Here is a 12,359-nt window from a genome sequence, read left to right as displayed (position 1 = left end):
TTCTTTAGGTCGAGGACCTCATCATGTTGAAAGGCTACGGGGCAGTCATCCTCGACGGGGCGTGGCTGACGCTGCAGCTCGCCCTGTCGTCGATGGCCCTGGCCATCGTGCTCGGCCTGATTGGCGTGGCGCTGCGCTTGTCGCCGGTGCGCTGGCTGGCCTGGTTGGGCGATATGTATGCCACGGTGATCCGTGGTATTCCGGATTTGGTACTGATCCTGCTGATCTTCTACGGCGGGCAGGACATCATCAACCGGGTAGCGCCGCTGTTTGGCTACGAAGACTACATCGACCTGAACCCGCTGGCTGCGGGCATCGGCACCTTGGGCTTCATCTTTGGCGCGTACCTGTCGGAAACCTTCCGTGGCGCCTTCCTCGGCATCCCCAAGGGCCAGGCCGAAGCCGGCGTGGCCTATGGCATGAGCAACCTTCAGGTGTTCTTCCGCATCCAGGTGCCACAGATGATCCGCCTGGCCATTCCGGGCTTCACCAACAACTGGCTGGTGCTGACCAAGGCCACGGCGCTGATCTCGGTGGTCGGCCTGCAGGACATGATGTTCAAAGCCAAGCAGGCGGCTGACGCCACCCGCGAACCCTTCACCTTCTTTCTGGCGGTGGCGGCCATGTACCTGGTACTGACCAGTGTCTCGCTGCTGGCCTTGAAGTATCTTGAAAAACGCTACTCGGTGGGCGTCAAGGTGGTTGAACTATGATCTTCGACTACAACGTGGTGTGGGAGGCCATGCCGCTGTACCTCGGCGGGCTGCTGACCACCCTCAAGCTGCTGGCGCTGTCGCTGTTCTTCGGCCTGCTCGCAGCGGTTCCGCTGGGCTTGATGCGGGTGTCCAAGCAGCCGCTGGTTAACCTCAGTGCCTGGCTGTACACCTATGTGATTCGCGGCACGCCGATGCTGGTGCAGCTGTTTCTGATCTACTACGGCCTGGCCCAGTTCGAAGCGGTGCGCGCGAGTATCTTCTGGCCGATGCTGTCCAGTGCCACCTTCTGCGCCTGCCTGGCCTTTGCCGTCAACACCAGTGCCTACACCGCAGAGATCATCGCCGGCAGCCTCAAGGCCACGCCCCATGGTGAGATCGAGGCAGCCAAGGCCATGGGCATGTCGCGCTTCAAGATGTACCGGCGCATCCTGCTGCCGTCGGCCTTGCGCCGGGCGCTGCCGCAGTACAGCAACGAAGTGATCATGATGCTGCAGACCACCAGCCTTGCCTCGATCGTTACCCTGATCGACATCACTGGCGCGGCGCGCACGGTCAATGCCCAGTACTACCTGCCTTTCGAGGCCTACATCACGGCGGGCGTGTTCTACCTGTGCCTGACCTTCATCCTGGTGCGCCTGTTCAAGATGGCCGAACGCCGCTGGCTCGGCTACCTGGCGCCGCGCAAGCACTGACCGCTCTGTGAGAATCGACAGCATGTACAAACTCGAAGTCCAAGACCTGCACAAGCGCTACGGCAGCCATGAAGTGCTCAAGGGCGTGTCCCTGGCGGCCAAGGCTGGCGATGTGATCAGCATCATCGGCTCCAGCGGTTCGGGCAAGTCGACCTTCCTGCGCTGCATCAACCTGCTCGAGCAGCCCCACGCCGGCAAGATCCTGCTCAACAACGAAGAGTTAAAGCTGGTCGCCGGCAAGGATGGCGCACTCAAGGCGGCCGACCCGCGTCAGTTGCAGCGCATGCGCTCGCGCCTGTCGATGGTGTTTCAGCATTTCAACCTGTGGTCGCACATGACTGCGCTGGAAAACGTCATCGAGGCCCCCGTGCACGTGCTCGGGATGAACAAGAAAGAGGCCCTGGAAAAGGCCGAGCACTACCTGGCCAAAGTCGGTGTCGCCCACCGCAAGGATGCCTTCCCGGGGCACATGTCCGGTGGCGAGCAGCAGCGCGTGGCGATTGCCCGTGCCCTGGCCGTGGAGCCTGAGGTGATGCTGTTCGACGAACCGACCTCGGCGCTCGACCCCGAGCTGGTGGGTGATGTGCTCAAGGTCATGCAGGCGCTGGCCCAGGAAGGCCGGACCATGGTGGTGGTGACCCACGAGATGGGCTTTGCCCGCGAGGTGTCGAACCAGTTGGTATTCCTGCACAAGGGCCTGGTGGAAGAGACCGGTTGCCCGCGCGAGGTGCTGGCCAACCCGCAATCGGAGCGGCTCAAGCAGTTCCTCTCCGGCAGCCTCAAGTAAAGAACGCTGCATCTTTGCACCAGAATAGGGCATGCTGCGCAGCGAGCGCAGCCTGACCCTGCGCCACAGACTCGAACGACCCCAGGTTTCGGACCGCACCCTATGACCACCCAGCGAATCGGTTTTCTCATCTGGCCCAGCACCAAGCCCTTGACCCTGGCGCTGGCCGAGGAAGTGTTGCAGGTGGCCCAGCGGGTGCATCCGGATGTGGTCTACGAATTGGCCTTTCTTCAGGCCGAGCCTGCCGTTGAGGGTGCCTGGCGCCTGCCGGGCGAGCCGTGGAATGGCCGCCTGGAGGGCTTTCAGAAGCTCTTGTTGCTGGCCGACGAGCCACCGCAGGCCGTCGGCTCGGTGCTGTCGACCGCGCTCAAGCAGCAGGCGCGAAGTGGTTGCGTGATCGGTGGCTTGTCGGCCGGTGTGTATCCGCTGGCCCAGCTTGGCCTGCTCGACGGTTATCGTGCGGCGGTGCACTGGCGCTGGCAGGACGATTTTGCCGAGCGCTTCCCCAAGGTCATCGCCACCAGCCACCTGTTCGACTGGGACCGTGACCGCCTGACCGCCTGTGGTGGCATGGCGGTGACTGATCTGTTGCTGGCCGTGCTGGCCCGTGATCATGGTGCGGAGCTGGCGGGGGCGGTGTCTGAAGAACTGGTGGTCGAGCGTATCCGCGAGGGGGGCGAGCGTCAGCGTATTCCGTTGCAGAACCGCCTGGGCTCCAGCCACCCCAAGCTGACCCAGGCCGTATTGCTGATGGAAGCCAATATCGAAGAGCCGCTGACCACCGACGAGATCGCTCAGCATGTGTGCGTGTCGCGTCGGCAGCTGGAGCGCATCTTCAAGCAGTACCTGAACCGGGTACCCAGCCAGTATTACCTCGAGCTGCGGCTTAACAAAGCGCGGCAGATGCTGATGCAGACCAGCAAGTCGATCATCCAGATCGGCTTGTCGTGCGGGTTCTCCTCGGGGCCGCATTTTTCCAGTGCGTACCGCAATTTCTTTGGCGCGACGCCGCGTGAAGACCGCAACCAGCGGCGTAACAGCAGCCCGTTCGAGTTGAGTTCGGCGCCCGCCGAGAAGGGTTGACGCTTGTCTGACGGTGCAGGCCCCACGAATGGGTCGGTGCCGGCAGCATCCAATCCCGGTGTGAACACCCGTTCACCCAGCCACCCACTCCCGTTACACTGCGCGATTGCGACAGTGTTTGTCGCATTGCCGAAAGCCTGGGTAAAACAGGGTTTTGCGCTGTAACAAGTTGTCGCTTGGCCGCAAGGACAGGCGCCCATCAGTCCTTACAATCCCCCCATCGCTCGCCACTTCCAGGCCAGCGTTCCTCTTCAGGAGACTCAGATGTCCGTTGAGCAAGCCCCGGTGCAACGTGCCGATTTCGACCAGGTCATGGTCCCCAACTATTCGCCGGCGGCCTTCATTCCTGTGCGAGGCGAGGGTTCCCGAGTCTGGGACCAGTCGGGTCGCGAGCTGATCGACTTCGCTGGCGGTATCGCCGTCAACGCCCTGGGTCACTGCCATCCGGCACTGGTCAAGGCACTGACCGAGCAGGCCAACACCCTCTGGCACGTATCCAACGTATTCACCAACGAGCCGGCGCTGCGCCTGGCCCACAAACTGGTGGACGCGACCTTTGCCGACCGAGCCTTCTTCTGCAACTCCGGTGCCGAAGCCAACGAGGCCGCCTTCAAGCTGGCCCGTCGCGTTGCCCATGACCGTTTCGGCCCTGAAAAGCACGAAATCATCGCCACCGTGAACAGCTTCCACGGGCGCACCCTGTTCACCGTCAGCGTCGGCGGCCAGCCGAAGTACTCCGACGGCTTCGGGCCGAAGATCACCGGCATCAGCCATGTGCCGTACAACGACCTGGAAGCGCTCAAGGCACAGATTTCCGACAAGACCTGCGCCGTGGTGATCGAGCCGATCCAGGGCGAGAGCGGTGTGGTCCCGGCCGACAAGGCTTACCTGGAAGGCGCACGCAAGCTGTGCGATGAGCACAATGCACTGCTGATCTTCGACGAAGTGCAGACCGGCGTCGGCCGTACTGGTTCGCTGTACGCCTATCAGCACTACGGTGTGACCCCCGACATCCTGACCAGCGCCAAGAGCCTGGGCGGCGGTTTCCCGATCGGCGCCATGCTGACCACCACCGAGCTGGCCAAGCACCTGGCTGTCGGCACCCACGGCACCACCTATGGTGGCAACCCGCTGGGCTGCGCCGTTGCCTGCGCCGTGCTGGACGTGATCAACACCCCGCAAACCCTGGCCGGTATCAAGGCCAAGCACGAGCGTTTCAAGGCCCGTCTGGAGCAGATCGGGCAGAAGTACAGCCTGTTCACCCAGGTGCGTGGCGTTGGCCTGCTGATTGGCTGCGTGTTGACCGACGCCTGGAGGGGCAAGGCCAAGGACGTGCTCAACGCCGCCGAGAAAGAAGGGGTGATGGTGCTGCAAGCCGGCCCGGACGTGGTGCGTTTCGCGCCTAGCCTGGTGGTTGAAGACGCCGACATCGATGAAGGCCTGGACCGCTTCGAACGCGCCGTGGCCACACTGACCCAGGGCTGATAAGCCTGCGGTCCTGTCGTCGGCCCAGAAGGGGCCGGCGATACCTGAATTCCAGCGCGGGCGCGTGCTTGCAGTGTCAATCGCGCGCCCGCCGTTTTTTCGTGCCGCCTTAAGCGGCCCGCTTTACCAAAGGAGTGACACCATGCTGGTGATGCGCCCCGCGCAAATGGCTGACCTGAACGAAGTGCAGCGCATGGCTGCCGACAGCCCCATTGGTGTCACCTCGCTGCCGGACGATTCTGCCCGTCTGGGCGACAAGATCGCCGCGTCGGAAACCTCCTTCGCCGCCGAGGTCAGCTTCAATGGCGAAGAAAGCTACTTCTTCGTGCTCGAAGACAGCGTCACCGGCAAGCTTGCCGGCTGTTCGGCCATCGTCGCCTCGGCCGGCTACTCCGAGCCGTTCTACAGTTTCCGTAACGAGACCTTCGTGCACGCCTCGCGCGAGCTGAAGATCCACAACAAGATCCATGTCCTGTCGCTGTGCCATGACTTGACCGGCAACAGCCTGCTGACCAGCTTCTACGTCTTGCCTGAACTGGTCGGCAGTGGCTGGGCCGAGCTCAACTCGCGTGGCCGCCTGCTGTTCATGGCCGCGCACCCGGAGCGCTTCGCCGACTCGGTGGTGACCGAGATCGTTGGCTACAGCGATGATCAGGGCGAATCGCCATTCTGGGATGCCATAGGGCGCAATTTCTTCGACCTCAACTACGCCGACGCCGAGCGCCTGTGCGGGTTGAAGAGCCGCACGTTCCTGGCCGAGCTGATGCCGCACTACCCGATCTATGTGCCGCTGCTGCCCGACGAAGCCCAGGAAGCCATGGGCCAGGTTCATCCGCGGGCGCAGATCACCTTCGACATCCTAATGCGTGAAGGTTTCGAGACCGAGCACTACATCGACATCTTCGACGGCGGGCCGACCTTGCATGCGCGGGCTTCGGGCATTCGCTCGATTGCCCAGAGCCGTGTGGTGCCGGTCAAGCTTGAAGATGCCCCGGTCAAGGGCGGGCGCCCGTACCTGGTGTGCAACGGCCAGTTGCAGGACTACCGTGCAGTGTTGCTGGAGCTCGACTGGGTGCCCGGCAAGCCGGTCAGCCTGGGGCGCGATGCGGCCGACGCCCTGGGCATTGGTGAGGGTGGCAGTGTGCGTCTGGTTGCCGTCTGAGGCGCGAGCCTGCGCAGACCGCTCGTAACAGCAAGCTCGAAACGAAGCGTTTCGCGGTGGCAGAGGTCGCCGCTCAAGGAGATAGCATGATCGTTCGTCCCGTACGCAGCAGCGATTTACCCGCGCTGATCGAACTGGCTCGCAGCACCGGCACCACTGGGCTGACTACGCTGCCGGCCAACGAAGAACGCCTCGGGCATCGCGTGGGTTGGGCCGAAAAGAGCTTCCGTGGTGAAGCCGAACGTGGCGATACCGACTACCTGTTCGTGCTGGAGAATGACGAAGGCATGGTGGTGGGCATCAGCGCCATCGCCGGTGCCGTCGGCCTGCGTGAGCCCTGGTACAACTACCGGGTCGGCCTGACCGTCAGCGCCTCGCAGGAGCTGAACATCTACCGCGAGATCCCCACCCTGTTCCTGGCCAACGACCTGACCGGCAACTCCGAGCTGTGCTCGCTGTTCCTGCGTAGCGACCACCGCTCTGGCCTCAACGGCCGCTTGCTGTCACGCGCACGCATGCTGTTCATCGCCGAATTCCCGGAGCTGTTCGGCAAGAAGATCATCGCCGAGATGCGCGGCATGTCCGACGAGCAGGGGCGTTCGCCGTTCTGGGAAAGCCTGGGCCGGCACTTCTTCAAGATGGAGTTCAGCCAGGCCGACTACCTGACTGGGGTGGGCAACAAGTCGTTCATCGCCGAGCTGATGCCCAAGTTCCCGCTGTACACCTGCTTCCTGTCCGAGGCGGCGCGCAATGTGATCGGCCGTGTGCACACCGACACCGAGCCTGCGCTGGCCATGCTCAAGCAGGAAGGGTTCAGCTACCAAGGCTATGTCGACATCTTCGACGCCGGCCCTGCCATCGAATGCGAGACCGCGAAAATTCGCGCCGTGCGCGAAAGCCAGACCCTGGTGCTGGCGGTCGGCACCCCCGGCGATGACGCGACGCCTTACATCATCCACAACCGCAAACGCGACGACTGCCGCATCACCGCCGCGCCTGCACGCCTGGCGGCAGGCACTCTGGTGGTCGACCCGCTGACCGCCAAGCGCCTGCGCATGGGGGCTGGCGACAACGTGCGGGCCGTGCCGCTGTCGGCTAGCCGGGAGGCCCAGTAAATGACCACGCATTACATCGCCGGCAACTGGCAGGCCGGCCAGGGCGCCGCCCTGCAATCGCTCAACCCGGTGAGCCAGGCCGTAGTCTGGGAAGGGCAGGGTGCCGATGCCAGCCAGGTTGATGCCGCCGTGCGGGCCGCTCGCCAGACCTTTCCGGCCTGGGCACAACTGAGCCTGGAAGCGCGTATCGACGTGCTGGAAAAATTCGCCGAACAGCTGAAGCAGCATGCCGAGGCGCTGGCGCATTGCATCGGTGAAGAAACCGGCAAGCCGCTGTGGGAGTCTGCGACCGAAGTCACCAGCATGGTCAACAAGGTGGCGATTTCGGTGCAGAGCTACCGCGAGCGGACCGGCGAAAAAAGCGGCCCGCTGGCCGATGCCACCGCCGTGTTGCGGCACAAGCCACATGGTGTGGTGGCGGTGTTCGGGCCTTACAACTTCCCGGGCCACTTGCCCAATGGGCATATCGTGCCGGCGCTGCTGGCGGGTAACTGCGTGGTGTTCAAGCCCAGCGAGCTGACGCCCAAGGTTGCCGAGCTGACCGTCAACTGCTGGATCGCTGCCGGCCTGCCCGCCGGTGTGCTCAACCTGGTGCAGGGCGCGCGCGAAACCGGTGTGGCGCTGGCGGCCAACCCGGGGATCGACGGGCTGTTCTTCACAGGCTCCAGTCGCACCGGCAACCTGCTGCACCAGCAGTTCGCCGGGCGCCCGGACAAAATTCTCGCGCTGGAGATGGGCGGTAACAACCCGCTGGTGGTGGACGAGGTCAAGGACCTCGACGCTGCGGTGTACACCATCATCCAGTCGGCATTCATTTCCGCTGGCCAGCGCTGCACCTGCGCGCGTCGCCTGCTGGTGCCGCAAGGGGCCTGGGGCGATACGCTGATCGCGCGGCTGGTCGAGGTGTGCAGAAGCATCACGGTGGGCGCATTCGACCAGCAGCCAGCGCCGTTCATGGGCTCGGTGATTTCGCTGCAGGCGGCCCAGGCGCTGCTTGCAGCCCAGGCCGACCTGGTGGGCAAGGGCGCCGTGAAGTTGCTGGAGATGACTCAGCCGCAGGCCGACGCCGCACTGCTGACGCCTGGCATCCTCGATGTCAGCGCCGTTGCCGGGCGCCCTGACGAAGAGTTCTTCGGCCCGTTGCTACAGGTGATTCGCTACACCGACTTCGATGCCGCCATCGATGAGGCCAACAACACCCAGTACGGCCTGGCCGCCGGGTTGCTCTCCGACTCCCGCGCGCGCTACCAGTATTTCTGGCTGCGCAGCCGGGCGGGCATCGTCAACTGGAACAAGCAGCTGACCGGTGCCGCCAGCAGCGCGCCGTTCGGTGGCGTCGGCAACAGCGGCAACCACCGCGCCAGTGCCTACTATGCAGCCGATTACTGCGCTTACCCCGTGGCCTCGCTGGAGACCGCCAGCCTCGCCTTGCCGGCAACCCTGACGCCGGGCGTCACCCTATAACAAACGGTCTCGGAGCCTAGCCGATGAAATCCTACGAAGTGAATTTTGATGGCCTGGTGGGGCCAACCCACAACTATGGCGGCTTGTCCTACGGCAATGTGGCTTCGCAGAGCAACAGCCAGCAGTCGTCCAACCCGCGCGAAGCCGCGCGCCAGGGCCTGGCAAAAATGAAGGCCCTGGCCGACATGGGTTTCAAGCAGGGCGTGCTGGCCCCGCAGGAACGGCCAGACGTGGCCGCGTTGCGCCGCCTGGGCTTCTCAGGCAGCGATGCCGAGGTGATCCAGCGCGCAGCCAGGGAAGCCATGCCCTTGCTGGTCGCCAGTTGCTCGGCGTCGAGCATGTGGGTGGCCAATGCCGCCACGGTCAGCCCCAGTGCCGACACGGCCGATGGTCGCGTGCATTTCACGGCCGCCAACCTCAACTGCAAGTACCACCGCAGTATCGAGCACCCGACCACCAGCCGTGTGCTGGGTGCGATGTTCGCCGATGACAGGCACTTCGCTCACCACCCGGCGTTGCCGGCGGTGGCGCAGTTCGGCGACGAGGGTGCGGCCAACCACACACGCTTCTGCCGTCGCTACGGCGAAGCGGGCGTCGAATTCTTCGTCTACGGCCGCAGCGCGTTCGACAGCCGCTACCCCGCGCCGCAGAAGTACCCGGCGCGCCAGACCCTGGAAGCGTCCCAAGCCGTGGCCCGGCTGCACGGCCTGAGCGACGACGGCGTGGTCTACGCTCAACAGAACCCGGCGGTGATCGACCAGGGCGTGTTCCACAATGACGTGATTTCGGTGGGTAACGGCGAGGTGCTGTTCTACCACGAAGACGCCTTCCTCGAGACCGATGCGGTGCTTGGCCAGCTGCAAGCTAAACTGGCCAGTAAGGGTGGCAACTTCCAGGCCATCCGTGTGTCGCGTGCGGCAGTGGCGGTGGAGGATGCGGTGCGTTCCTACCTGTTCAACAGCCAGCTGCTCAGCCGCGATGACGGCTCCATGCTGTTGGTGGTGCCGGAAGAATGCCGGAGCAACGAGCGGGTCTGGGCTTATCTTGGCCAGTTGACCCAGCAGGGCGGCCCGGTAAGCGAGGTCAAGGTGTTCGACCTCAAGCAAAGCATGCAGAACGGCGGGGGCCCTGCTTGCCTGCGTCTTCGCGTAGCGTTGAAGGAATCGGAACTGGCGGCGGTCAATCCAGGCGTTATCATGACCGCGCCGCTGTACGACACGCTGCTGCAGTGGGTAGACAAGCATTACCGCGACCGCATGGGCGAAGCGGACCTTGCCGACCCGCAGTTGTTGGTCGAATGCCGTACGGCACTGGATGAGTTGACTCAGATTCTGCAATTGGGTTCGGTCTATCCGTTCCAACGCCAACCTTGAAGAGAGACTAAGTAATGACCGATGCCCTGCGCCTGATCCTCGAAGACGAAGACGGCACCCAGCTGGAAACTTCCTGCACCCGCTTTGCCGTTGTCTGGCAAGGCAAGGAAGTGTGGATTCAGCAGGACGGCCGCGGCCAGTTGCTGATTGGCGTGGACGTCGAGGAAGACGACACCGAGTACGCCAACCTGCTGCTGCGCCCGATGGCCACCAACCTGGTCAGCCTGCAGCTGGAGATGGAGCCGGCCGAAGTCGCTGACGGCGACGATCACGTCCATGGCCCCGACTGCGGCCACCAACACTAAGGAAGTGCCTATGCTCGCCCTCGGCAAATTGCTTGAGCTGACCTTGACCGATCACGAACCGGCCGAGAAGACCCAAGTTACACCCAAGGGCGTGCGTTTGCGCTGGCTGGGGGAGGGCGCACTCGAAGTGCGCCCGACCGAGGCTGAAGATTGCGGGCTCGACCTGCTGTTGTCGGCCGGCATCCATGGCAACGAAACAGCGCCGATCGAATTGCTCGAACGGCTGCTGCATGGCGTGGCCAATGGCAAGATCAAACCGTGCGCGCGGGTGTTGTTCCTGTTCGGTAACCCGGCGGCCATCCGCAAGGGCGAGCGCTTCATCGAGCAGGACATCAACCGCCTGTTCAATGGCCGTCACGAGCTTTCCAGTGGTTTCGAGGCGCTGCGCGCCGCGGAGCTTGAGCAGTTTGCCCGGGTGTTCTTCAGCAAGCCCGAGCGCTTGCGCTTGCATTACGACCTGCATACCGCCATCCGTGGTTCGAAGATCGAGCAGTTCGCCCTGTACCCGTACAAGGAGGGGCGCAAACATTCTCGTCGAGAGCTGGCGCGCCTGGCGGCAGCCGGCATGGAGGCGGTGCTGCTGCAGAGCAAGTCGTCCATCACCTTCAGTGCATTCACCTATGAGCAGCTCGATGCCGAGGCGTTTACCCTGGAGTTGGGCAGGGCGCGGCCGTTCGGGCAGAACGAAGAGGTCAATCTGGACAAGCTGGAAAAGCGCCTGATCCAGATCATCGAAGGCACCGAACCCGAGGCGCAAGACTCGCTCGATGGCCTGAAACTGTTCAGTGTCGCCCGCGAGATCATCAAGCACAGCGAGGGCTTCCGCCTGCACTTGCCGGCGGATATCGAAAACTTCTCCGAGTTGAGCAAAGGTTACCTGTTGGCTGAAGACCTGGCCGAGATGCGCTGGGTAGTCGAAGAGGAGGGTGCGCGCATCATCTTCCCCAACCCCAAGGTCAGGAATGGCCTCAGGGCAGGGATTCTCATCGTGCCTGATGAAGGGCGTAGTCTGGCCTGAACCGGTCAGTCGGCTGACGTTGGGGCAGGGGCCAGCATGTCTGGTGCCAGTGCGTCATAGGCCTGCTGCAGGATTCTCGCCAACGTGGTCAGTCCGTCGAGGCCGCTGGCGTCATAGGGGTCGTAAAGCACAGCGGTGTAGCTGCCCGGCAGCAGATGTGAATACTTGGCAGGGATCACGCGTTGCAGGTCAAAGCCCGGGCCCTGTTGCGGCGGCCCGGCATGGCGCTGCATGAGCACGATATCAGGCACGCTGGCGTACTGTTGGCGCGCTGTATCCAGAAGCCGCTTGAGTTCGGGGTAGCCCGGCAGAAGGGCCAGCTGTTCGAAGACGCGTGCCAGGAACTGTGGGGTGCCGTAGAGGTACAGGTTTTCGATGGCGGTGATTTCAAAATGCCTGTCCGGGTCGGCGCTGGCGTCAATGCGCAGCGGGCACGTGACGCCAGCGCCAATCGTTTCTGGCAGCGTTGTGCCCATGAACAGCAAATGAAGCCGCTGCTCAGGTGAGGCCTGCTGAATGATGAAAGATTCGCCTTCGACTTCCAGGGTGATATCGCTGCCCTGGCTCAATTTCACATTGGCGGTACTCAACCAGACCAGAATCTCGTCCAGGTTACCGACGTTTTCCTCGTCATCGATGGCCTCGATGACCCTGCGCTGAAAATGTACCAAGGGCGCCTTGTAGAGATCGAACAGCTCGTAATTGAAATACACCCGTGAGACGCCGAGCCCTGAAGGCGACGGGTTGTCATAGCCGATTGCTTCATCCATTTCGCCGAAACCGGCGCCTTTGCTTCTGTCATTACCGTCCACGCGCTGCGCAGTTACTGCATGGGTAGTCATGTGCATGTGCTCTGGGAAAAGGGTTGGCCAGACTAGGTATGAACGCAGGACACAGGGCGCTACACAGATAGCGCTGAGACATTCTTCAGTGTGCTATGGAGGGTGCCGCTTGCCGGTCGGCGCGGCCAACCCGCCGCCAGTGAGAGAGTCGGTTTGGATCCGATTTCGAATGAAAACCTTTTAATTCACCGTCTATTCCATTTTCCCTTCCCTTCGGCCGTAATGGGCTTGCCAGTGGCGAAAGGCTGCAATTAGCATCCGGTCATGTCATTTTCGTTTGCAACCGCCTGAAAACCGTCTAATCGACGTTTTCCATC

Annotated in this window: 12 protein-coding genes; 11 read left to right on the top strand and 1 reads right to left on the bottom strand. The window is 63.0% G+C overall.

Annotation, left to right across the window (positions count from 1 at the left end; genetic code table 11):
• Window positions 1-23: 23 nt before the first annotated feature.
• From HU766_RS14350 to astE, 11 genes are all read left to right on the top strand, one after another.
• A complete protein-coding gene (locus tag HU766_RS14350; protein ID WP_033699572.1) occupies window positions 24-713 on the top strand; it encodes an ABC transporter permease in 690 nt (229 codons plus the stop codon).
• Entirely contained in the window at window positions 710-1,408 is a 699-nt protein-coding gene (locus tag HU766_RS14345) for an ABC transporter permease (protein WP_186657978.1), read from the top strand. Before HU766_RS14350 ends, HU766_RS14345 begins: the two co-directional genes overlap by 4 nt.
• A gap of 22 nt (window positions 1,409-1,430) precedes the next feature.
• Window positions 1,431-2,195 (top strand): arginine/ornithine transport ATP-binding protein AotP, encoded by a 765-nt coding sequence (gene aotP / locus HU766_RS14340; RefSeq protein ID WP_186657974.1) that lies wholly within the window; start codon window positions 1,431-1,433, stop codon window positions 2,193-2,195.
• 102 nt (window positions 2,196-2,297) lie between these two features.
• A complete protein-coding gene (gene argR / locus HU766_RS14335; protein ID WP_186657961.1) occupies window positions 2,298-3,278 on the top strand; it encodes a transcriptional regulator ArgR in 981 nt (326 codons plus the stop codon).
• 264 nt (window positions 3,279-3,542) lie between these two features.
• Window positions 3,543-4,763: an acetylornithine transaminase gene (locus HU766_RS14330; RefSeq protein ID WP_186657958.1), complete on the top strand. Its 1,221-nt coding sequence runs from the start codon at window positions 3,543-3,545 to the stop codon at window positions 4,761-4,763.
• 142 nt (window positions 4,764-4,905) lie between these two features.
• On the top strand, window positions 4,906-5,925 hold the full coding sequence (aruF, locus tag HU766_RS14325; protein WP_047583454.1) for an arginine/ornithine succinyltransferase subunit alpha: 1,020 nt from the start codon (window positions 4,906-4,908) through the stop codon (window positions 5,923-5,925).
• An 86-nt stretch (window positions 5,926-6,011) separates the two neighbouring features.
• Window positions 6,012-7,040, top strand: coding sequence for an arginine N-succinyltransferase (astA, locus tag HU766_RS14320; protein WP_186657955.1), 1,029 nt, complete (start codon window positions 6,012-6,014; stop codon window positions 7,038-7,040).
• Window positions 7,041-8,504, top strand: a complete 1,464-nt coding sequence (gene astD, locus HU766_RS14315; RefSeq protein ID WP_186657953.1) for a succinylglutamate-semialdehyde dehydrogenase — start codon at window positions 7,041-7,043, stop codon at window positions 8,502-8,504.
• Between the two features lie 23 nt (window positions 8,505-8,527).
• Complete coding sequence (gene astB / locus HU766_RS14310) at window positions 8,528-9,877, top strand: N-succinylarginine dihydrolase (RefSeq protein WP_186657951.1); 1,350 nt, start codon at window positions 8,528-8,530, stop codon at window positions 9,875-9,877.
• A gap of 14 nt (window positions 9,878-9,891) precedes the next feature.
• Entirely contained in the window at window positions 9,892-10,182 is a 291-nt protein-coding gene (locus tag HU766_RS14305; protein ID WP_033699561.1) for a topoisomerase II, read from the top strand.
• A gap of 10 nt (window positions 10,183-10,192) precedes the next feature.
• Window positions 10,193-11,200: a succinylglutamate desuccinylase gene (gene astE, locus HU766_RS14300; RefSeq protein WP_186657949.1), complete on the top strand. Its 1,008-nt coding sequence runs from the start codon at window positions 10,193-10,195 to the stop codon at window positions 11,198-11,200.
• A gap of 5 nt (window positions 11,201-11,205) precedes the next feature.
• Here the strand turns inward: astE and HU766_RS14295 are convergent, their stop codons facing one another.
• A complete protein-coding gene (locus HU766_RS14295; RefSeq protein WP_186657947.1) occupies window positions 11,206-12,042 on the bottom strand; it encodes a hypothetical protein in 837 nt (278 codons plus the stop codon).
• Window positions 12,043-12,359 lie beyond the last annotated feature (317 nt).

The sequence above is a fragment of the Pseudomonas sp. SWRI77 genome, from assembly GCF_014269105.1.
Lineage (GTDB): Bacteria > Pseudomonadota > Gammaproteobacteria > Pseudomonadales > Pseudomonadaceae > Aquipseudomonas > Aquipseudomonas capeferrum.
This window is presented reverse-complemented; position numbering and strand designations above follow the sequence as displayed.

Excerpts from the sequence above, each read along its gene's own strand:
- HU766_RS14350 (WP_033699572.1), top strand. The coding sequence starts at position 24 with ATGTTGAAAGGCTACGGGGCAGTCATCCTCGACGGGGCGTGGCTGACG.
- HU766_RS14345 (WP_186657978.1), top strand. The coding sequence starts at position 710 with ATGATCTTCGACTACAACGTGGTGTGGGAGGCCATGCCGCTGTACCTC.
- aotP (WP_186657974.1), top strand. The coding sequence starts at position 1,431 with ATGTACAAACTCGAAGTCCAAGACCTGCACAAGCGCTACGGCAGCCAT.
- argR (WP_186657961.1), top strand. The coding sequence starts at position 2,298 with ATGACCACCCAGCGAATCGGTTTTCTCATCTGGCCCAGCACCAAGCCC.
- HU766_RS14330 (WP_186657958.1), top strand. The coding sequence starts at position 3,543 with ATGTCCGTTGAGCAAGCCCCGGTGCAACGTGCCGATTTCGACCAGGTC.
- aruF (WP_047583454.1), top strand. The coding sequence starts at position 4,906 with ATGCTGGTGATGCGCCCCGCGCAAATGGCTGACCTGAACGAAGTGCAG.
- astA (WP_186657955.1), top strand. The coding sequence starts at position 6,012 with ATGATCGTTCGTCCCGTACGCAGCAGCGATTTACCCGCGCTGATCGAA.
- astD (WP_186657953.1), top strand. The coding sequence starts at position 7,041 with ATGACCACGCATTACATCGCCGGCAACTGGCAGGCCGGCCAGGGCGCC.
- astB (WP_186657951.1), top strand. The coding sequence starts at position 8,528 with ATGAAATCCTACGAAGTGAATTTTGATGGCCTGGTGGGGCCAACCCAC.
- HU766_RS14305 (WP_033699561.1), top strand. The coding sequence starts at position 9,892 with ATGACCGATGCCCTGCGCCTGATCCTCGAAGACGAAGACGGCACCCAG.
- astE (WP_186657949.1), top strand. The coding sequence starts at position 10,193 with ATGCTCGCCCTCGGCAAATTGCTTGAGCTGACCTTGACCGATCACGAA.
- HU766_RS14295 (WP_186657947.1), bottom strand. The coding sequence starts at position 12,042 with ATGACTACCCATGCAGTAACTGCGCAGCGCGTGGACGGTAATGACAGA.